An 18,581-nucleotide genomic window follows, 5' to 3' on the forward strand; every position below is an offset into this window, starting at 1 on the left:
CGACAAGCGCGCAGACATCTTCCTGTCTGCAATCCTGTTGGCAGCCGCAGTCTCATGGTGGACTAATTGAGTCCGGACCCTAGTCCGCCGATCGGCACGGTCATCGCTGCCATCAACAGACGTCCTGTCCGACAGCAGTGCGCTCGCGAACCGCGCTGGAGAAGCCTAATCAAAATACCGCCGGGCAAATTTGCGGAAGTTTTCCATCAAGAACCGATTCGCGCGCCTGCTGATTGGAGCGTCCGGTACCATCATATCGAAACCATGATAGGCGCCGTCGAACATTTCAAACTCAACCGGAATGTTGGCCCGGCGAAGATTTTCGACGTAGATCTGTGTTTCATCCCGAAACGGCTCGAGACTGCCGACGAACGTGATCGTCGGCGGCAATTTGGTATAGTCGGTGCAGCGTGCCGCCGCCGCGTAAGGCGTAATCGTCGTCACGCCGTCGAGATAGCGGGACCATGCCAGCCGGTTGGCTTTTTCATCCCAGACAGGCGCGTCGTTTCCGACGACCGATGCGCTATTCTGCCGGTCATCGATCATTGGATAGAGCGGCATTTGAAACGCTATTTTGACGTCGTCCGTGTCGGTCGCCTTGAGCGAGACGGCGGCCGCAAGCCCTCCGCCCGCGCTATGGCCCGACACGATGAATTTGTCGGTTCTTCCGCCGAGGGAGGCGGCGTGATCCCTGATCCACAGCAAGGTATCGTAGCAGTCATCGAATGCGGCGGGGAATGGCGCTTCAACGGCCTTTCGATAATCGGGCGCGACGATGATGCACGGCTCCGTATCGATGAAATTCCTGATGACCGAGCCGAATTGCTCGGGCACCCCGTGAACGTAACCGCCACCATGCAGGTAGAGCATGATCGGCAGCGGTCCACTGGCTGCGATCGGCCGATAGATTCTGACACGAATAGGCGCCCCGCCATTCGTGCGTGGAATGTGTCGCTCTTGGTTGACAAGTCCCCGGATGTTGCGTCCCCGCAAGACGGCCGCTGAGAAACGGAATACGAGCAGAGAGAACCATCCGGTATGAACAAAGCTCGCGACGATGCGGCCGACGGCATATCGGCCGCGCAGATCTTCATTCACCATTACTCTGGTGACCTTCATCCGACACGTCCCGCTTTAGCTCGAGGAACTCCCGCCATCCGCAGGCGCTGTTTGACCCAAGGCAGATGCGACAAGCTCGGCAAGCTAGTCTAAGGCGCGAAGGCCCCAGCAGGCTATCTTCTATCGCAGCGTCGCGATCATCTTTGCCGCGACGGGCGGCCGAAGGCCCAGCCCCCGGGAAAATTTCGGGCGCTTCGATGTCGGCAGTCTTTCGGGAAGCTGTCCGAAATATTTGATCGTCGTGGTCATCGCGCCCCTGATGACCGGCTCGACCTTCGTGCAGATCAACCAGCAGATCAGGACGAGGATGACCAGCTGGACCCACACCGCCGTGGTGGCATCCAGGCCGGCATCGACCAGGGCATGAATAACGGCGGTGCCGACGACGTTGTGGCTGAGATAGAGCGGATAGGTGATCAGTCCGAGCGTTCTCCAATAGGCCGGCGCCTCCGGAGCAGCGATACCGGCAGCGCACCTGTTCCTGTTCCGGTTCGCGGCCACGGCGATGAGGAGCACCGCGGCAGCCCAAACCATGATCGGCACGAGGGCTGACTGGTCCGCGATGGCCGGTATGCCGGTCAAGAAGAAAGACGCAAAATAGTAGATCTCCGCGGCCCCCGAAAGACAGGTGACGGCGACGGCGATCCGTTCGAGCTTCGTCAATTCCCTGTTTGCAGAAATGAACAGCCAGATGCCCAGTGCAAAGAAGCAGCCGTGATTCAACAAATATGCTGCGGCCGGCACCCGGAACATCAGAATGATGAGATAGAGCAAATCGGACGGCGTCGTGCACGACAGCACCAGCAGCGAGAAGGCATTGAATACCGCGCTGTAGATGGTGAGACCCCAGGCCAGGTGCCTCAGCGTCACCTTCTTCGACAGCATCGCGCAGTACACGAGCCCGTAAAACGCCGTCTCGGCAGCCAGCGTCCAGTACACGCCGTCAAGCCACTGACCCGTGACACCCTTGGGGACCATCAGCATGGCGTGGATGTAGGGCAGGATGAATTCGGAGGCCGGTCCGCTTCCGAAGACAAGCAGAACCAGGAGGGTCGCGGTGGCGCAGATCCAGACCGCCGGATAAAGCCTCAAGGCCCGACCGAGCAAGAACTCGCCGGGCGAGGACTTGCAGGCGGAATTGGCGATCACGAAGCCGGAAATGACAAAGAAGATTTCGACGCCCACCCAGCCGAACCACGTGAAGGGCGCGGCAGACGGGTAGAGCACGTCGGCGGCGACGTAGCGCTCGAAGCCCGGGACGCCGATCGAAACCCAGGCCCATGACCAGAACATCTGGTGAAAAATGGCGACCCCGAGAGCGGTGGCGAAGCGCAGCGGATCCAGCAGTGCAAAATGGTTTTTCACGGGAGGGCTTCCGATCCAAGAAACGATCCAAGAAACGATCCCGTTGCAGATATTGGATCCCTTCATCGGGCTCTGCGACGTTGGTCACACTGTCTCCGCCCATGGTTCAAAATGCGCGGATTCTCCGCACGTATTGCCGGGCACTCCGGGCCGTGCTTCCGCGCTGCGTGATGCGCCTCACGAAAGCGCTGTCGCTGTCGCTGGATCGAATTTGGGATCGGCCCCGTCGCGTCCGGGTGGCTCGCTCGGCGCGGGGCGTAGCGCTCGCGTCTTATGGCGAAGCGATAGATGCCCCGGCGGCGCGCGGTTGTAACAAGGCGTCGCGGATCAGCCGCTGTGCCGGCGCTTCGAAATGACGGTAAATCAAATACGAGGCAAGCAGCGTCGTGCCGACGAAGACTCCGAAGAAGGCATTGTCATAGAGGGGGACTGGCGCCCGGATCAGTGAAAAGCCCAGCATCATCGTCAACTGAATTGGGAATTGCAGCAGATAGCTCGAATAAGTCATGTTGCCGGCAGTCTCGACAACCTGCTGCAGCCGGGCCGGCAGGATCACATCTCGGGAAAGACTGTAGAGCAGCACGGGGGTGCAGATCAGCATTACCGGCAGACCTATCGATTCCAGATGGCCATTCGTGAGCCGATATCCGCATAACAGGAACACGCCGGCAGCGAGCCAGCTTGCGCCCTCGACCGCCAGGGGATGAATCGTTCGAGACGTTACGCATTGCCGCGCCATCGCCGCGAGGCCGCCTGCATAAAAGAAGGCGAAACAGTCTGCGATCTGTCCGGGAATCATCAGGCTGATGGCGATGACCACCAGATTGAGCAGCCACGACCGGGTCACCAGCAACATCACGAAGAAAAAGAAATAGACCAGCACTTCGACGGAGATCGACCAGATCGGTCCGTTGAAACTCAGGGCGTCCTGGGTCGTGCCGTTGCTCGACATCAACAGCTGAAGAAGAAAATGGAGGGCATCGTTGTTCTGGTAGACGAAGAAGGATCCGGTGAGCTGGAAGTACAGCGGCTGAAGCGCGGCGACCAGCAGAAGCGTCGCGACGTGCAGCGGATAGAGCCGCGAGAAACGCAGGACGAAGAATCTCCATCCGTCGAGCACGCGACCGGCGATCGCATCGCGATACTTCCAGAAGAAAATGAAGCCGCTAATGCACCAGAATATCCGGACCGCATACGGGCCGCTCTGGTAGAGCGGGCCGAACAGCCAATGGAGCGGCAGCTGATCCTGAACGAGATCCACTTCCCTGTCGCCCACGAAGGCGAATTGGCGATAGTGGAACAGCAGAATGGCAACAGCCGTCAGGAAGCGCAACAGCTCCAATCCCGGAAGCTTGTTCGATCGCACAGCATCAGCCGCCGGTTTCATGTCGGGTCGCATGAGACCGCTGCTCCCTTCAAAACGGCCTCATTCCAAAGCTGATACCCCGCGGCGCTCAGATGTACGCCGTCGATCGTGTGCGGCGTCGGCAGCGACGGCAAGGCAGCGAAGGTCGCGCCGTTGCGGACGGCGAGGGCCGGCAGAGCGGAATTGTAGCTGTCGATGAGCGGCGTCGCCTTCGTTCGCCTCTCGACGGGAAGACGAGGCGACGCGTCGAGCGGCGGAATGCCCAGCATGATCACACGGGCGGTCGCCTTCGAAAGCGTCGCCACGAGCGAGCTGTAGTTCGCCTCGAACTGCGGCACGTCCCGCGCGGCTCCCAGCGCGTCATTGATCCCCAGCGCGATCACGATGGCGGCGGCGGGTTTGCCGTCGAGTGCATCCATCAGCCAGCCGCCCAGATCGCTGGTCGTCGAGGCACCATCCAGGCCAGCGTTGACGATGGCATGGCCGCACAGCTCGCGCGGCAGGGTAGAGGCTTCGACAATGCTGTCGCCCAGAACGATGATGGGATGATCGATCCGGCTCAGCGTGTAATAAAGGATGGTTTGCCGGCTTCGACGGTGCGACTCGGCAAAGGCCTGCTTTTTGACGATGGAGGCGCTGACCGAAACAGCACCGATTGCAAGGACCGCAAGGCCGATAAGCACCCGGTTCATGTACGCACTCGAACATATCAGTGGTTCAAACCGGTAAAAGATAGACCCGTGAAGGTTAAGACAATCCGCCAACGATCAGCAAAATGATCGTGACCGGCTGGCCGCGGACATGTTTGGTCTATGCCTCGTCAACGTCCCGGTGCCGGCCTCGTATAGACGCTCTCGTAAAGACCGGTATGCGCCTCCGTCCATCCCCGCTTTCCGACGAGGAACTGTCTCAGCTGTTCATGCCCCTTCAGCCACAACACGGCGTCGATGTGGTATTTTTCAAGCACGTCGTCCCAGGTGCTTTCGTCGACCTCCCAGTGAACGAGCCTGAAATAGTCTCGCAAGAGTTCGTCTGGATAGGCGGTCGCGGCCCGCCCATCCACGAACAGCGGGATTGATCCATGGGTGAGAAGGATCAGATATCCTCCCACGTTCCAGTGATTGAGCACGCGCGCATGCGCGAGATGTGTCTGCAGATATTCGGCGTCTTGCTCCGATAGCATCTCGGGCAGCGCCAGCGCCGGCTTGATCTGAAGGAACGTCAGAGGGAGCACACACACGCCGGCGATCGCTGCGGTCATGAGGGCGCGCTGAACCTGTCGCTGAGGCAGCCGCTCGGGCAGAAATCGATCGAGGTGCACAGCCACGGGAATCGCCGAAAAAATGAAGAAGAACGACAAATAGCGAAACTGGTAGAGCCCAAGGGCAAGAAAGACCCAGGAAAGAATGCGAGGCTCGAGGCGAATTTTCGTGGAGGCGCCATAGCGCAATTCGAGTGCGACAAACGCCAGAATGTAAGCCATTCCGGGAATGCTGCCTGGCATTTCGATGTTGTGGGAGTAGGGCAGCCACTCGCCGATATTCGCCTGGACAAAGTGTCCCAAGGTCGCGGTCACACCTTCGTAGACCTGCCAACCCAATGGATTGACGAAGGTCGCAGCGAAGCAACCGACCCCGGCCAGCGTTATGGCTTTGAGGCTGCTCCAGTCGCGCCGGAACAGGGCCCCTGCGCCGAAGACGGCGAGGATCATGAAGCCCAGCACGAATCCTCCGTGCAGGTTGACCCAAAGCATCATCAGCAAGGGCAACAGCAGGATTTTCAATGGCCGCAAGCACTCGCGGTAAAAGATGACGCTGAACAACATGGTCGCGACGTTCGGAGATGCTGCCAGGTAGATGTTGGGAGCAGCCTCGTAGGTGGGATACAACAGGCAGGTCGCGAAAATTGCGATGCAGGCAGCGAGCCCGGAAGCCCCGGCCCTCAAGCAGGCAGACGTCAGATACCCGGCGATCAACGCGCCGCACGCGACAACCAGGCCGACCAGACCCCCATAGCCCGCATATTTGAAAATCAAGCTGGCGATGACATCCCATAGCCAGGAGAGGTTGAACCACTGCCTGGTCCCGAGCGTGAATGACCAGGGGTCCTGGAACGGAACCTGCGCTTCGCTTCTGATCAGGTCGCCCGCGGCCAGATGCCAGCCGAGGTCGTAATGACCCAGGATGAGCGAGGCGTTGGAAATGTAGAATACGCTCAAGAGCGAGATCAGGAATGCATAGGTTCCGAACGTCGACGGCGGTGTCGCCCCTGATGGCCCGGCAGGGTTCTGGAGCACCTGGACATTCCGCGCGTTCATTCCAATACTTCCAACTCTGACCTACGCCGGCTTGCTGCCGCCGGTTGTCATTCCGCCAACCGCTTATCAGCGAATGATCTAAGGTAGAGTGAAGATTGATTGTGCAATCGAAGTTCCACAAGCAACAGAAAGGGATAGTTAATGCCGGCTTAGGCCTGGCAGCGCGCATCTTGTGCGCCGACGTCCGCCCTCAGGCGATCAGCGGACGTCGCGGAGACGCGCCTAAAGCGCGATGGAGTCAGGTTCGATCGGCGTCAGGGTTTACCTCTCCCCGACGGGGAGAGGTTGGATTGCTATGGCGCGCAATTGCGCGCCTGAGCAATCCGGGTGAGGGGCCGCGGCAACCAGTGAGACCGAAACCCCTCACCCGGATCGCATCTTCGATGCGATCCGACCTCTCCCTGCGGGAGAGGTGATCTGAGCTCTCGGTTCGCATCGATTCAACCAAAACACATCATGCTTCAGATCCCCAATATCTTCCTTGCGTTGGCCTTCAGCACCTTCGGCCGGATCTCGTCGCGGATGTCGAGCTTGGCGAAGTCGGCGAGCCAGCGGTCCGGCGTGATCACCGGCCAGTCCGAGCCGAACAGCATCTTGTCCTGCAGGATCGAGTTGATGTAGCGCACCAGGATCGGCGGGAAGTATTTCGGCGACCAGCCGGAGAGGTCGATGTAGACGTTCGGCTTGTGGGTCGCGACCGACAGCGCCTCTTCCTGCCAGGGGAAGGAGGGATGGGCGAGGATGATCTTGAGGTCGGGGAAGTCGGCCGCGACGTCATCCATGTACATCGGGTTGGAATATTTCAGCCGCATGCCCATGCCGCCGGGCATGCCGGAGCCGACGCCGGTCTGGCCGGTGTGGAACAGCGCGATTGCGCCGCCATTGTTGATCTCTTCGTAGAGCGGATAGGCCATGCGGTCGTTGGCATAGAAGCCCTGCATGGTCGGATGGAATTTGAAGCCGCGCACGCCGTATTCCTCGATCAGTTTGCGCGCTTCGCGGGCGCCCAGCTTGCCCTTGTGCGGGTCGATCGAGACGAAGGGGATCAGGACGTCGAGATGGTCGGAGGCGACCTCGATCATCTCGTAATTGTTGTAGCGGCGGAATCCGGTCTCGCGTTCAGCGTCGACCGGGAAGATCACCGCGGCGATGTTCTTGGAGCGGTAATAGGCCGCGGTCTCCGGGACGGTCGGCGGATGCTTGTGCGGCGACTTGAAATAGTCGGCCATCTGCGCCTGGAAATCGTCATAGCCGTCGTCGCCATGCATGCCGCACGGCTCCTCGGCATGGGTGTGGATGTCGATCGCGACGACCTTCTCGATATCAGGCAGCTTCAGCTTCGGCATTGTTTCCTCCCGAGGGTTGTCGAATTGATTATATGATATAACGAATTTGGCAAGGCGTTGCTGGACGGAAAACTGCAGTCGGCGAAAGTCTTTGCCTGATTTGGCGGGGCGAAGTCAGGATCGGGCCGATCCGGCCGTTTCTACTGTGCATGGGGTTGTTTTCACCGATTTGGCTGAGTGGAACCCGGCAGTTAACATTGACACGACCTCCCGCCATGCCTTAAGAACCGCCCCGTCCCGGGCGGTCGGTCCGCCAGCGGGAAAGATCTCATTTTGCCACATTCGCGCGTGCCGAAACGGCTGTGCCGAACACGGCCTTTGGAACGTTCAGGATTCTGCCATGAAGGTCCGTAACTCGTTGAAGTCGCTGCGCGGTCGCCATCGCGCCAACCGCCTGGTCCGCCGCAAGGGCCGGGTCTATGTGATCAACAAGGTGCAGCGCCGCTTCAAGGCTCGCCAAGGCTGATCTCAGCAACGCTGATCTCAGTAAGGCTGATCTCAGTAAGGCTGATCTCAGCAGGCTGAGTTGCCCTCGCGATCGCCTTACGCGCGCCCCGCAAGACCACGGTCTCACACGAGTTTGACGCCGCCTTTGCTTGGCAAGGGCGGCTTTGCGCGTTTAGACTTGCCGCATGGCAGTGAGATTCCTTTTCGCGCGCATGCTGGGCCTGGCCCTGGTCCTCGGAGCGGCCGGCATCGCGCCGGTGCTGGCGCAGAACGATCCGGCACCGCCGGCAAAGCAGCTGAAGAAGCTGCCCGAGCCGCCCGCCAAGCTGCCCAAGGCCGATCGCACCAAGAATCTCGATTTCCTGTTCGGCGCGCTGAAGGCCGCGCCCGATGACGTCAGCGCAAAGCATGTCGAGGCGCGGATCTGGGCGATCTGGCTGCAGACGCCGAGCGACACCGCCGCACTCCTGATGACGCGGGCCAAGGCAGCCGTCGATGCGCAGAAGATCGACGTCGCGATCAAGCTGCTCGATTCCGTCATCAAGCTCCGGCCCGACTACATCGAAGCCTGGAACCGGCGCGCCACGCTTTATTACATGCAGAACGACTATGGCCGCTCGCTTGCCGACATCCGCGAGGTCCTGACCCGCGAGCCCCGTCATTTCGGCGCGCTCGCAGGGCTCGGCATGATCATGCAGGACGTCGGTGACGAGAAGCGCGCGCTCGAGGCCTATCGCAAGGCGCTCGCCGTCAATCCGCACCTCGAGAAGATCCCCGAGCAGGTGAAGGCTTTGACCGAGAAGGTCGAAGGCCGCGACATCTAGTCGACAAGTTGAGCTGATGTGGCGCGGCGGGGTTAACCACGATCGGAAGCGCTGTGTCGCAAGGACTATTGCCGGCGCGGCCGCGGGTTTACCTGCATGGCAGGAGCAAAAGCCATGAAGCGTTTGATCTTTGCTTGCAGCTTGCTGTTGGCGTCGGAAACGACGAGCCTCGCCGACGGGCTGTTCTGGGTGGTCGGCAATCGCGCCACCGGCAAATGCAACATCGTGACCAGCAATCCGGTCATCTACGGCGACGTCTGGTTCGGCGACGGTCCTTACAAGTCAAAGGACGACGCCAAGCTTGCGCGCTCGACCATCCGCGCCTGTCCCGCGCTCTCGCCCGAGGAGCAAAAGGCCGAGGACAGCGCTGGTTAGTGCAGGACGCTGGTGCCGCGTTCGGCGAGACCGCGATCAGCCGCCGCGGCGTAGGCCTTGGCGAGCTCGGTCTCGAGATGCTCGTTGATCAGCAGCAGCGCCCGCACGGCACCGCGCAGATCGCCGTTGCAGCTTGCGACGATCTCGTCGATCGCGGTGTCGTTCGATCTGAAGCTCATCGAAAATCCTCCGGTTCAAACCAGGACAACCCTACCGGTCTTTCCCGCGTCCCCTGAGGTTGCGAGGAGGGATCGGCGCCCATCCGCTTCCAAGTGGCGGAACCGACCGTGGCGATTATAAGGAAGGCGCGATGACGGCTGCATGAAGCTGGTTCGTGGCTTGTGTGTCCGCGCGCGCCGCCATTGATTCTGCTGGGTTTTTAGTTCGGCAATTATGCACATATCCACAGGGCCGGCATTTGCGCCGGGCCTCCTCGTGCGAAACTACCGTCTGGGCTACTCGTAACTGTCATGTGCCCTGGATTGTCCGGACTCTCTCCATGATTGTGTTGTCAGCCGTGACGGCGCTGGCGGTTCTCGCGCTGGTGACGCAGGCCGGCGTTCTTGCCGTGCAACGTTCTTTTCCGCCCCAAGGCCGCATGATCGAGGTCGATGGTGCGACGCTCCATGTCGTCGACATCGGCCCGCGCGACGGCCTGCCGGTCGTGATGCTGCACGGTGCGAGCTCGAACCTCGAAGTGATGCGGAATCCGCTCGGCGAGATGCTCGCCAAGAACCATCGCGTCATCCTGATCGACCGCCCCGGCCACGGCTGGAGCACGCGTGCCCGCCTGCAGGATGCGACGCCTGACATCCAGGCGCGGATGATCGACGAGGCGCTTGGCAAGCTCGGGATCGATCGAGCGGTTTTCGTCGTGCATTCCTGGAGCGGCGCGCTCGGTGCGCGGCTGGCACTTGATCACGCGGGCCGCGTTGCCGGCCTCGTGATGCTGGCGCCCGTCACCCACCCCTGGCGCGGCGGCGTCGGCCGCTACAACGAGATCATCGCGACACCGGTGATCGGCCCGCTGCTCGCCTACACCATTACGCTGCCGCTGGGCTATTTCATCACGGGGTCTGGCGCGCGCGACGTGTTCCTGCCGCAGACGATGCCGGACGGCTTCGTGGAGGAGTCCGCAACGCCGCTCTTGCTGCGGCCGCGCGAATTCATCGCCAACGCCTATGATCTGGTGACGCTGAAGGCGTCGGTGGCCGCGCAAGCGCCGCGCTACGGCGAGATCAGAGTGCCCGTTACGATCATCGCCGGCGAGCCCGACAAGACGGTGCGGACCGACATCCACGCGCGCCCGTTCGCGGCGGCAGTGCCGAACACAAAGCTGATCGTGCTGCCCGATCTCGGCCACATGGTGCAGACCGCGATGCCGGATCTCGTGAAGACGGAGATCGATACGATGATCCGGAAGATCGCCCCGGTGCAGGCGGCCGCCGACTAAAGCGCGTGGCTCTGGCGGCCGCCATTGTCAGGTTTATTGCTTGATCTTCCCGTCCTTGTCGAACTGCGAGACATAGGTCCAGAGATTGTTGATCTCGGTCTCGTTCTTGATGCCGGCGAACGCCATCTTGGTGCCGGGGATCTTGGCCTTCGGATCCTTGATGTATTCCTTGAACTGCGCCTCGTTCCAGGTGATGCCGGAATTCTTGTTCGCGTCCGAGTAATTGTAGTCGGGCGCGGTGCCGGACTTGCGGCCGTCGAGACCGTTGAGCTCGGGGCCGACCTTGTTCTTGGCGCCTTCGCCGATCGCATGGCAGGCCAGGCACTTGTTGAATGACGTCTTGCCGGCCGCGGCGTCCTGCGCCATCGCGCTGGTGGCCGTGGCAGTGACGGTGAGGATCATCAGCGCGCCAAAAGTCAGTTTTTTCATGGGGTGCTCTTCGTCTCTTTCCCGGTGGGGTATCATTTCGTCGGCGATCGTCGAACCTGCCGGTTTTGGCATGGCCCGCTCGGCTTGGACAAGCCACGAAACCATGACAGGTTTCACGATTGTATGCTTGTTCCAGAGCGAACTTGCCCGCGATTGTCGATGCGACCTTCGGATGACCTACCCAAATCGTTCAGGACGTGATTGATTTGCCGCGAAAAATTGATCTGGCGGCGTGAGCCGGAAGTCCCGGAAGGATAAGTCATGGCCATCACGATGCCTGCGAGCGACCAGGCGGTGCTTGCACGCCGCGCGGAGATCGTTGCTGCATTGCGCGCAATCGTGCCCGGCGAAGGCGTCATCGACAGCGCGGCGGAGATGCGGGCCTATGAATCCGACGGGCTGACCGCCTATCGGCAGCCGCCGATGGTCGTGGTGCTGCCTGACACCACAGAGCAGGTCTCGCTGGTCCTGAAATATTGTGCCGCGCAGGGCATCAAAGTGGTGCCGCGCGGCTCCGGCACGTCGCTATCGGGCGGCGCGCTGCCGCTCGAGGACGGCGTGCTGCTCGGGCTCGGCAAGTTCAAGCGCATCCGCGAGATCGATTTCGACAACCGGGTCGTCGTCACCGAGCCCGGTGTCACCAACCTCGCGATCAGCCAGGCCGTTGCGCATGCCGGATTCTACTACGCGCCCGATCCGTCCTCGCAGATCGCCTGCTCGATCGGCGGCAATGTCGCGGAGAATTCCGGCGGGGTGCACTGCCTGAAATACGGCATGACCACCAACAACGTGCTCGGTTGCGAGATCGTCCTGATGAGCGGCGAGATCCTGCGCATCGGCGGCAAGGGGTGCGAGAACTCCGGCTACGATCTCATGGGCATCATCACCGGCTCCGAAGGCCTGCTCGGCGTCATCACCGAGATCACCGTGCGCATCCTGCAGAAGCCGGAAACGGCGCGCGCGCTGATGGTCGGCTTCGCGGAGGTCGAGGCAGCCGGCGAATGCGTCGCGCGCATCATCGGCGCCGGTATCATTCCAGGCGGCATGGAGATGATGGACAAGCCGGCGATCCACGCTGCCGAAGCCTTCGTCCATGCCGGCTATCCGCTCGATGTCGACGCCCTGCTGATCATTGAGCTCGACGGCCCCAAGATCGAGGTCGACGAGCTGATCACGCGGGTCGAGGCCATCGCGAACGCCTGCGGCTCGACCACCTGCCAGATCTCGACCTCGGAAGCGGAGCGCAATTTGTTCTGGGCCGGCCGCAAGGCCGCGTTTCCCGCCGTCGGCCGCATCTCGCCCGATTATCTCTGCATGGACGGCACCATCCCCCGCGGCGCGCTGCCGAAAGCCCTGGCGCGCATCCGCGAGCTCTCGGAAAAATACCAGCTCGGCTGCGCCAACGTGTTCCACGCCGGCGACGGCAATCTGCATCCGCTGATCCTCTACGATGCCAACAAGCCCGGCGAGATCGAGCGCGCCGAAGCCTTCGGCGCCGACATCCTGCGCGCCTGTGTCGAGTTCGGCGGCGTGCTCACCGGCGAGCACGGCGTCGGCATCGAGAAGCGGGATCTCATGCCCGAGATGTTCACCGAAATCGACCTGAACCAGCAGCAGCGGCTGAAATGCGCCTTCGATGCGCAGGGCCTGCTCAATCCCGGAAAAGTGTTTCCGACCCTGCACCGCTGCGCCGAGCTCGGCCGCATGCATGTGCACGCGGGGAAGGTGGCATTTCCCGACATTCCAAGGTTCTGAGCGTTTGACATATCAGTCCAGGTGGCGGCATGGCCGACATTCCGATAGGTGCGACGACGATAACATCAGCCGCGACGCAGGCGCCGCCGCGGCTGCTGTTCATCGACAACATCAGATGGTCGATGATCATTCTCGTGCTCAGCATGCACGCGGCCGACACCTACTCTCCGTTCGGCAACTGGTACTATGTGGACCGACAGGCGACCGGCTTCGGGACGGCCCTGTTCTTCGGCATCTATCAGAGCTTCCTGCAGGCTTTCTTCATGGCCGCGCTGTTCTTCATCGCCGGCTATTTCGCGGCCGCATCGTTCGACAGGAAAGGGTTTTCGGCCTTCGCCCGTGACCGGTTGTTTCGCCTCGGCGTGCCGACCCTGGTCTACATGCTGGTGATCGGCCCGCTCACCCAGTATTTCCTGTCGCGCACATGGGGCCGTGGCGGCTTCGGTCATCAATGGCTCACCCATCTCGGCGATGGCGAATGGCTGTCGGAGACCGGGCCGATGTGGTTCTGCGCCGTGCTGCTGCTGTTCTCGCTGCTCTACGGGCTGATCCGGCTGTCGGGCCAGCAGGTGCAGGTGGTTGCGCTGCGCGGACCGATGGTCGTGGTCTTCGTCCTGGTCATGGCGGCCGCGACCTTTGCCGTGCGGGTCGTCGTGCCGGCCGGTGCATCAGTGCTCAACGTCCACCCCGGCGATCTGCCGCAATATGTTCTGATGTTCGCGGCCGGGGCCTATGGCTATCGCGGCGACTGGATGATCGGGCTTGCCGATCGATCCTGCCTGCGTTGGGGAGGCCTGGCGCTGGCGATCTCGGCGCCTCTGTTCGCGGCGCTGGTGCTGTTCGGTGGCGGCCTGAACGGCGACACGGCTCTCTATGCCGGCGGCTTCAATCTCGTCAGCGCGGGCAAGTGCCTGTGGGAGGCACTGGTCTGCGTCGGCATGGGCCTGTTGATGCTGACGGTCTATCGGCGCCATTGCGACACGCAAGGTCCGGTCGCCAAATGGCTCTCGGACAATGCCTTTGGCGTCTACCTGATCCACCCGCCGATCCTGATCGGTTTCGCGCTGCTCCTGCACACGCTGCCGCTGTTCGCCCTCACCAAGGCGCTGCTGCTGACATTGCTGGCGGCGATCGGCAGCCTGGCCGTTTCGGCGTTGATCCTGCGCCAATCGCCGCTGCGCGCGATCATCTGATCGTGCCGCGGACGGGCAAGGCAGGCCGGGCGAATTGATTTTCGCCGGGAATTTCGCTACCGCCTTTCCCGTGGATACGCTCAAGGTCAGAGACGCCAAAGACGTCGAAGAGGTGGTGCGCGCGGCGATTGCCAACGAGCAGCCGCTCGAGATCATCGGTCATGGCAGCAAGCGCAGCATCGGACACGCGATGGCGACCAACGCCGTGCTCGACGTCTCCGCGCTGAATGCCGTCACCTCCTACGAGCCGAATGAGCTCATCATCACACTCCAGGCCGGCGCGCCGCTGGCCGACGTGCTGTCGCTGATCGATGCCAAGAACCAGCAATTTGCCTTCGAGCCGATGAATACCGCGCCGCTGCTGGGCACGCCGGCGCTTGGAACCATCGGCGGCATGATCGCTTGCGGGCTCGCAGGCCCGCGCCGGATCAAGGCCGGTGGTGCGCGCGACCATCTCCTCGGCGCGCACGCCGTCTCCGGCTTCGGCGACAGCTTCAAGACCGGCGGCAAGGTGGTGAAGAACGTCACGGGTTACGACCTCTGCAAGCTGCTGGCGGGGTCCTGGGGCACGCTTTCGGTGATGACCGAAGTGACGCTGAAGGTGATGCCGAAGCCGGAAGCCGAGCGGACGCTTCTGCTGCGCGGGCTCGATGATGCCGTCGCCAACAGGGCGATGACCGCGGCCCTCGGCTCGCCTTACGATGTTTCCGCCGCCGCGCATCTGCCGTATCAGGCGTTTCGGGCCAGGACCGAAGGGCTTGGCGATATCGCCGGCCAGGGCGAAGGGGTGACCGCACTGCGGCTCGAGGGCATCACGGCTTCCGCCAGCCACCGCGCCGGCTCGCTGCGCGAATTGCTGGCGCCGTTTGGAACCGCGGCTGTTATCGAGGATGATGCGTCGTCCGCGCTGTGGGCCGCGATCCGTGACGTCCTACCATTCGCGGCCGACGGTGCACTCGGCGCCTGGCCGGTGTGGCGCATCGTCTGCCCACCGGCCTCGGGCGCGGCTCTCGGCGCGCAATTGGCGCGCGAGACCGGCGGCGACGTCATCTACGATTGGGGCGGCGGACTGATCTGGGCAGCGTTGCCGCCGACGAGCGATGCGCATGCGCCAAGCGTGCGCCAGCGCGCCGCTGCGTTCGGCGGACATGCCACGCTGATCCGGGCGACCGAGGACGTCAGGCGCGGCGTCGAGGTGTTCCACCCGCAGGCCTCGGGCATTGCCGCCCTCAGCGAGCGGGTCCGCGCCGGTTTCGATCCGAAATCCATCCTCAACCGGGGACGGCTGACGCGAGGCGCCACGGCATGAAGACCGAATTCTCGCTTGCGCAGCTCGCCGACCCCGACATTGCGGAAGCCGACAAGATCTTGCGCGCCTGCGTCCATTGCGGCTTTTGCACCGCGACCTGCCCGACCTATGTCCTGCTCGGCGATGAGCTCGATAGCCCGCGCGGGCGCATCTATCTGATCAAGGAGATGCTGGAAAAGGACCAGGCGCCAACGGCTGACGTGGTCAAGCATGTCGACCGCTGCCTGTCGTGCCTGGCTTGCATGACGACCTGCCCCTCCGGCGTGAACTACATGCACCTCGTCGATCAGGCCCGGGTCAGGATCGAGCAGCGTTATCAGCGGCCGCTCGCCGAGCGGCTGTTGCGCCAGGTGTTGGCTTTCGTGCTGCCCGACCCGCAGCGCTTTCGCATCAGCATGCAGCTGGCGCGGCTGGCCCGGCCGTTCGCTGTTTTCCTGCCGACCCCGCGCCCCTCGGCTACGCCCGGCCTGGTCCAGCGCCTGAAGGCGATGATGGCGCTGGCTCCCGGCCGGCTGCCCGCCCCCGGTGCCCTTCCGGGCAGCGTGTTCGCAGCGCTCGGCAAGAAGCGCGGCCGGGTCGCCCTGCTGCAGGGCTGTGCCCAGCAGGTGCTGGCGCCGCGCATCAACCAGGCGGCCATCAACCTGCTCACCCGCCACGGCATCGAGGTCGTCCTCGTCAGGGACGAGCAATGCTGCGGCGCGCTCACCCATCACCTCGGGTACGACGAGGATGCTCTGGCCCGCGCCCGCGCCAACGTCACGGCGTGGCAGAGGGAAGCGGCCGGCGAGGGGTTGGATGCCATCCTGGTGACGGCGTCCGGATGCGGCACGGTGATCAAGGACTACGGCTATCTGCTGCGCGAGGATCATGCCTTCGCAGCCGATGCGGCAAGGGTGTCCGCACTCGCGAAGGACATCACCGAATACGTCGCTGGTCTCAGTCTCGCGCCGAGCACGCGACAGGACAATATCGTCGTCGCCTATCACTCTGCATGTTCGTTGCAGCACGGGCAGAAAATCACGGGCCTTCCGAAAGAATTGCTTTCCAAGAATGGATTCGTGGTGAAAGATGTGCCGGAGAGCCATTTGTGTTGCGGTTCGGCGGGGACCTACAACATTCTCCAGCCCGAGCTTGCGGGCAGGTTGCGTGATCGCAAGGTCGCCAACATCGCAAGCGTCAAGCCGGACATGATTGCCGCGGGCAATATCGGCTGCATGGTGCAGATTGCCAGTGGCACGTCAGTTCCGGTCGTACACACGATTGAGCTTCTCGATTGGGCTACGGGCGGGCCGCGGCCGGCGTTGAACACGTCGCACTGAGCTTTCGTCCGGAGGTGACGGCTGAAGGATGCCCGATCGACCATTGTTCGGCGGCAACAGGAGGACCACGATGGCGAAAGCGAGCAAGAAGAAAAGCAAGAAGGCCAAAAAGGCCAAGAAGGTTGTAGCAGCGAAGAAGGCGACGAAGAAGAAGGCGGCCAAGAAGTCTGCGAAGAAGGCGTCCAAGAAAACCGCCAAGAAGGCTGCGCCGAAGAAGACCGCCAAGAAGGCCGCCAAGAAGGCCAAGAAGGCTGTAGCGAAGAAAGCGGCGCCGAAGCCCGCCGCAAAGAAAGCAGCACCGAAGAAGGCGAAGGCAGCTCCCGCGCCGAAGCCGGCTCCAATGGCCACGCCGGCTCCCGAGCCAGCTGCCGAGACAAGCTGGGCGATGCCTTCGTCTTCTGCGGAACCGACGCCGGCCGAAGGGCAAGGCTAGGCCCGCTGGCCAAGCCGGGGTTCGGGCTCGAGCCGGAGGCCGACCTATCCCTCGACCGATTGACCAGGAGAAGGCCGCAGCGGCGACGCTGCGGCCTTTTTGCATCGCCTGCCAGGGCCGCCGGGGATTGCCCGTTTTTGAGTCAGTTGATTCGTCCCACGCGGCCGGGGAGCCTCGGGCCTCCGTAGGAACCCGGGCCTTGCTATGCACTTCGGCGTGAAAATAATGTGATCGAGAAGCAACACCGACCGACAACCTTTTGTAGAATCGCCATAACGCCCAAAAAGTCGGCAGATGCCCGCGTTTTTTGCTTCTCGCTTGAGGTCGTTCCCTCCAGATTGCCGCTGTAACGCAATTTTGCAGTCAGGTCGTACGCCCGGGGGGCTTCCGGGAAATCGGACTGGGTGGAACTGGTAATGGGGATCGAAATGAAGAAAGTGGCTTTGTTGGCAACGGCGCTGGCAATGGTGACGGGCTCGGCTTTCGCGGCGGACATGGCTGTGAAGGCCAAGAAGGCCCCGCCTGTGGCTGCGTTCGATCCCTGGGATATCGCCTTCGGCGGCGCGGTCATGAACGACTACATCTTCCGCGGCGTGACGCAGTCGAACCACAAGCCGTCGGTCGCGGCCTATTTCGAGCCGCGTTACAACGTCACGAAGGACCTTCAGCTCTATGTCGGCCTGTCGGCCGAGAGCATCTCCTTTGCCAACCGGGCCGCAGCTGAAGTTGACATCTACGGCGGTATCCGCCCGACTTTCGGCGCCTTCGCCTTCGATATCGGCGTCTGGGGCTACCTGTATCCGGGCGGAAACTGCGCCGACAACGTGCTTGCTGCCGGCAACATTCCCGGTGGCGGCGTTTGTCCGGTCAGCACCAACACCATCTTCCTTGCCAACGGCAACGTCATGAAGAAGGACGTCAGCTTCTTTGAAGTCTACGGCAAGGTGACTTACACCATCAACGACAACTGGTCGGTCGGCGTGAACGAGTACTACTCGCCGAACTTCCTGAATTCGGGCGCTTGGGGTGACTACGCCTCGATCACCGCCAAGTACACCGCGCCCAGCACCGTCTTTGGTTCGAGCGGCGTCGGCATGTACGTGTCGGGTGAGTTCGGTCGCCAGTTTCTCGGAACCTCCGATGCGTTCTACGGCACCGCCTTCACCAATCCCGGATTCGCCGGTCCCTTCCCGAACGGCATCAAGTACGCCGACTACAACACCTGGAACATCGGGATCGGCTTCACCTACAAGGTGTTCACGCTCGATCTGCGTTACTCTGACACCGATCTGAACAAGGGTAACTGCAACGCCTTCACCAGCGCCTTCAATGGCTCCGGCACCACCAACATTACCTCGATCAACCCGACCGGCGTTGGCTCGAACTGGTGCGGCGCGGCAGGTATCGCCAAGCTGTCGTTCGACCTGACGGCGATGACCAACCTGAAGTAAGTTTGTCCCGAGACGACTCGACGAGGGCGGCAGAGCGATCTGCCGCCCTTTTGTTTTGGGGGACGCTCGGCTAGCCGCTT

The 18,581-nt window shown here is 62.2% G+C and carries 19 protein-coding genes and 1 pseudogene; 11 read left to right on the forward strand and 9 right to left on the reverse strand.

Features of this window, described 5'->3' with window-relative positions:
- Nucleotides 1–165 precede the first annotated feature (165 nt).
- The 6 genes from JQ621_RS18140 to JQ621_RS18165 all read right to left on the reverse strand — a co-directional run bounded on the left by JQ621_RS18140 (nt 166) and on the right by JQ621_RS18165 (nt 7,513).
- Nucleotides 166–1,119, reverse strand: a complete 954-nt coding sequence (locus JQ621_RS18140) for an alpha/beta hydrolase (RefSeq protein ID WP_212236035.1) — start codon at nt 1,117–1,119, stop codon at nt 166–168.
- 120 nt (nt 1,120–1,239) lie between these two features.
- Entirely contained in the window at nt 1,240–2,484 is a 1,245-nt protein-coding gene (locus JQ621_RS18145; RefSeq protein WP_312015423.1) for an acyltransferase family protein, read from the reverse strand.
- Between the two features lie 271 nt (nt 2,485–2,755).
- Entirely contained in the window at nt 2,756–3,883 is a 1,128-nt protein-coding gene (locus JQ621_RS18150) for an acyltransferase family protein (RefSeq protein WP_249125378.1), read from the reverse strand.
- Nucleotides 3,868–4,542, reverse strand: coding sequence for an SGNH/GDSL hydrolase family protein (locus tag JQ621_RS18155; RefSeq protein WP_212236036.1), 675 nt, complete (start codon nt 4,540–4,542; stop codon nt 3,868–3,870). Before JQ621_RS18155 ends, JQ621_RS18150 begins: the two co-directional genes overlap by 16 nt.
- A 128-nt stretch (nt 4,543–4,670) precedes the next feature.
- The gene (locus JQ621_RS18160; protein ID WP_212236037.1) at nt 4,671–6,167 is read right to left on the reverse strand and encodes a hypothetical protein; all 1,497 of its coding nucleotides are present in this window, start codon (nt 6,165–6,167) and stop codon (nt 4,671–4,673) included.
- A 461-nt stretch (nt 6,168–6,628) separates the two neighbouring features.
- Nucleotides 6,629–7,513: an amidohydrolase family protein gene (locus tag JQ621_RS18165; RefSeq protein WP_212236038.1), complete on the reverse strand. Its 885-nt coding sequence runs from the start codon at nt 7,511–7,513 to the stop codon at nt 6,629–6,631.
- Between the two features lie 340 nt (nt 7,514–7,853).
- Between JQ621_RS18165 and ykgO the strand changes: the two genes are divergently transcribed.
- From ykgO to JQ621_RS18185, 4 genes and pseudogenes are all read left to right on the forward strand, one after another.
- Nucleotides 7,854–7,979: a type B 50S ribosomal protein L36 gene (gene ykgO, locus JQ621_RS18170; protein ID WP_006611362.1), complete on the forward strand. Its 126-nt coding sequence runs from the start codon at nt 7,854–7,856 to the stop codon at nt 7,977–7,979.
- Between the two features lie 13 nt (nt 7,980–7,992).
- A pseudogene (locus tag JQ621_RS36020) lies at nt 7,993–8,097 on the forward strand (hypothetical protein); the annotation flags it as partial.
- A gap of 48 nt (nt 8,098–8,145) precedes the next feature.
- Nucleotides 8,146–8,784, forward strand: coding sequence for a tetratricopeptide repeat protein (locus tag JQ621_RS18180; RefSeq protein WP_212236039.1), 639 nt, complete (start codon nt 8,146–8,148; stop codon nt 8,782–8,784).
- A 114-nt stretch (nt 8,785–8,898) separates the two neighbouring features.
- Nucleotides 8,899–9,159 carry a hypothetical protein gene (locus tag JQ621_RS18185; RefSeq protein ID WP_212236040.1) on the forward strand — a complete coding sequence of 87 codons (261 nt, stop codon included), beginning with the start codon at nt 8,899–8,901 and terminating at the stop codon, nt 9,157–9,159.
- On the opposite strand, the gene JQ621_RS18190 is transcribed toward JQ621_RS18185, so the two are convergent.
- Nucleotides 9,156–9,338 carry a hypothetical protein gene (locus JQ621_RS18190; protein ID WP_200296242.1) on the reverse strand — a complete coding sequence of 61 codons (183 nt, stop codon included), beginning with the start codon at nt 9,336–9,338 and terminating at the stop codon, nt 9,156–9,158. The two genes, JQ621_RS18185 and JQ621_RS18190, sit on opposite strands and share 4 nt — an antisense overlap.
- A gap of 320 nt (nt 9,339–9,658) precedes the next feature.
- On the opposite strand from JQ621_RS18190, the gene JQ621_RS18195 reads away from it, so the two are divergent.
- Nucleotides 9,659–10,612 (forward strand): alpha/beta fold hydrolase, encoded by a 954-nt coding sequence (locus JQ621_RS18195; RefSeq protein WP_212236041.1) that lies wholly within the window; start codon nt 9,659–9,661, stop codon nt 10,610–10,612.
- Nucleotides 10,613–10,645: 33 nt separating this feature from the next.
- On the opposite strand, the gene cycA is transcribed toward JQ621_RS18195, so the two are convergent.
- Nucleotides 10,646–11,041, reverse strand: a complete 396-nt coding sequence (gene cycA / locus JQ621_RS18200; protein ID WP_212236042.1) for a cytochrome c-550 CycA — start codon at nt 11,039–11,041, stop codon at nt 10,646–10,648.
- Between the two features lie 261 nt (nt 11,042–11,302).
- Between cycA and JQ621_RS18205 the strand changes: the two genes are divergently transcribed.
- From JQ621_RS18205 to JQ621_RS18225, 5 genes are all read left to right on the forward strand, one after another.
- Nucleotides 11,303–12,796 (forward strand): FAD-linked oxidase C-terminal domain-containing protein, encoded by a 1,494-nt coding sequence (locus tag JQ621_RS18205; RefSeq protein ID WP_212236043.1) that lies wholly within the window; start codon nt 11,303–11,305, stop codon nt 12,794–12,796.
- 29 nt (nt 12,797–12,825) lie between these two features.
- Nucleotides 12,826–13,989 carry an acyltransferase family protein gene (locus JQ621_RS18210; protein ID WP_212236044.1) on the forward strand — a complete coding sequence of 388 codons (1,164 nt, stop codon included), beginning with the start codon at nt 12,826–12,828 and terminating at the stop codon, nt 13,987–13,989.
- A 70-nt stretch (nt 13,990–14,059) separates the two neighbouring features.
- A complete protein-coding gene (locus tag JQ621_RS18215) occupies nt 14,060–15,298 on the forward strand; it encodes an FAD-binding protein (RefSeq protein WP_212236045.1) in 1,239 nt (412 codons plus the stop codon).
- Nucleotides 15,295–16,617: a glycolate oxidase subunit GlcF gene (gene glcF, locus JQ621_RS18220; protein WP_212236046.1), complete on the forward strand. Its 1,323-nt coding sequence runs from the start codon at nt 15,295–15,297 to the stop codon at nt 16,615–16,617. The genes JQ621_RS18215 and glcF overlap by 4 nt, the downstream gene beginning before the upstream one ends.
- A 70-nt stretch (nt 16,618–16,687) precedes the next feature.
- Nucleotides 16,688–17,050, forward strand: coding sequence for a histone (locus tag JQ621_RS18225; protein ID WP_212236047.1), 363 nt, complete (start codon nt 16,688–16,690; stop codon nt 17,048–17,050).
- A gap of 202 nt (nt 17,051–17,252) precedes the next feature.
- On the opposite strand, the gene JQ621_RS18230 is transcribed toward JQ621_RS18225, so the two are convergent.
- A complete protein-coding gene (locus JQ621_RS18230; protein WP_212236337.1) occupies nt 17,253–17,561 on the reverse strand; it encodes a hypothetical protein in 309 nt (102 codons plus the stop codon).
- Here JQ621_RS18230 and JQ621_RS18235 point away from each other — a divergent pair.
- Nucleotides 17,479–18,501, forward strand: coding sequence for a TorF family putative porin (locus JQ621_RS18235; RefSeq protein ID WP_212236048.1), 1,023 nt, complete (start codon nt 17,479–17,481; stop codon nt 18,499–18,501). The two genes, JQ621_RS18230 and JQ621_RS18235, sit on opposite strands and share 83 nt — an antisense overlap.
- Nucleotides 18,502–18,581 lie beyond the last annotated feature (80 nt).

Source organism: Bradyrhizobium manausense (assembly GCF_018129685.1).
Taxonomy (GTDB): Bacteria; Pseudomonadota; Alphaproteobacteria; order Rhizobiales; family Xanthobacteraceae; genus Bradyrhizobium; species Bradyrhizobium manausense_D.

Excerpts from the sequence above, each read along its gene's own strand:
- JQ621_RS18210 (WP_212236044.1), top strand. The coding sequence starts at position 12,826 with ATGGCCGACATTCCGATAGGTGCGACGACGATAACATCAGCCGCGACG.
- JQ621_RS18195 (WP_212236041.1), top strand. The coding sequence starts at position 9,659 with ATGATTGTGTTGTCAGCCGTGACGGCGCTGGCGGTTCTCGCGCTGGTG.
- JQ621_RS18140 (WP_212236035.1), bottom strand. The coding sequence starts at position 1,119 with ATGAAGGTCACCAGAGTAATGGTGAATGAAGATCTGCGCGGCCGATAT.
- glcF (WP_212236046.1), top strand. The coding sequence starts at position 15,295 with ATGAAGACCGAATTCTCGCTTGCGCAGCTCGCCGACCCCGACATTGCG.
- JQ621_RS18190 (WP_200296242.1), bottom strand. The coding sequence starts at position 9,338 with ATGAGCTTCAGATCGAACGACACCGCGATCGACGAGATCGTCGCAAGC.
- JQ621_RS18165 (WP_212236038.1), bottom strand. The coding sequence starts at position 7,513 with ATGCCGAAGCTGAAGCTGCCTGATATCGAGAAGGTCGTCGCGATCGAC.
- cycA (WP_212236042.1), bottom strand. The coding sequence starts at position 11,041 with ATGAAAAAACTGACTTTTGGCGCGCTGATGATCCTCACCGTCACTGCC.
- JQ621_RS18155 (WP_212236036.1), bottom strand. The coding sequence starts at position 4,542 with ATGAACCGGGTGCTTATCGGCCTTGCGGTCCTTGCAATCGGTGCTGTT.
- JQ621_RS18205 (WP_212236043.1), top strand. The coding sequence starts at position 11,303 with ATGGCCATCACGATGCCTGCGAGCGACCAGGCGGTGCTTGCACGCCGC.
- JQ621_RS18235 (WP_212236048.1), top strand. The coding sequence starts at position 17,479 with ATGAAGAAAGTGGCTTTGTTGGCAACGGCGCTGGCAATGGTGACGGGC.
- JQ621_RS18150 (WP_249125378.1), bottom strand. The coding sequence starts at position 3,883 with ATGCGACCCGACATGAAACCGGCGGCTGATGCTGTGCGATCGAACAAG.
- JQ621_RS18160 (WP_212236037.1), bottom strand. The coding sequence starts at position 6,167 with ATGAACGCGCGGAATGTCCAGGTGCTCCAGAACCCTGCCGGGCCATCA.
- JQ621_RS18225 (WP_212236047.1), top strand. The coding sequence starts at position 16,688 with ATGGCGAAAGCGAGCAAGAAGAAAAGCAAGAAGGCCAAAAAGGCCAAG.
- ykgO (WP_006611362.1), top strand. The coding sequence starts at position 7,854 with ATGAAGGTCCGTAACTCGTTGAAGTCGCTGCGCGGTCGCCATCGCGCC.
- JQ621_RS18185 (WP_212236040.1), top strand. The coding sequence starts at position 8,899 with ATGAAGCGTTTGATCTTTGCTTGCAGCTTGCTGTTGGCGTCGGAAACG.
- JQ621_RS18180 (WP_212236039.1), top strand. The coding sequence starts at position 8,146 with ATGGCAGTGAGATTCCTTTTCGCGCGCATGCTGGGCCTGGCCCTGGTC.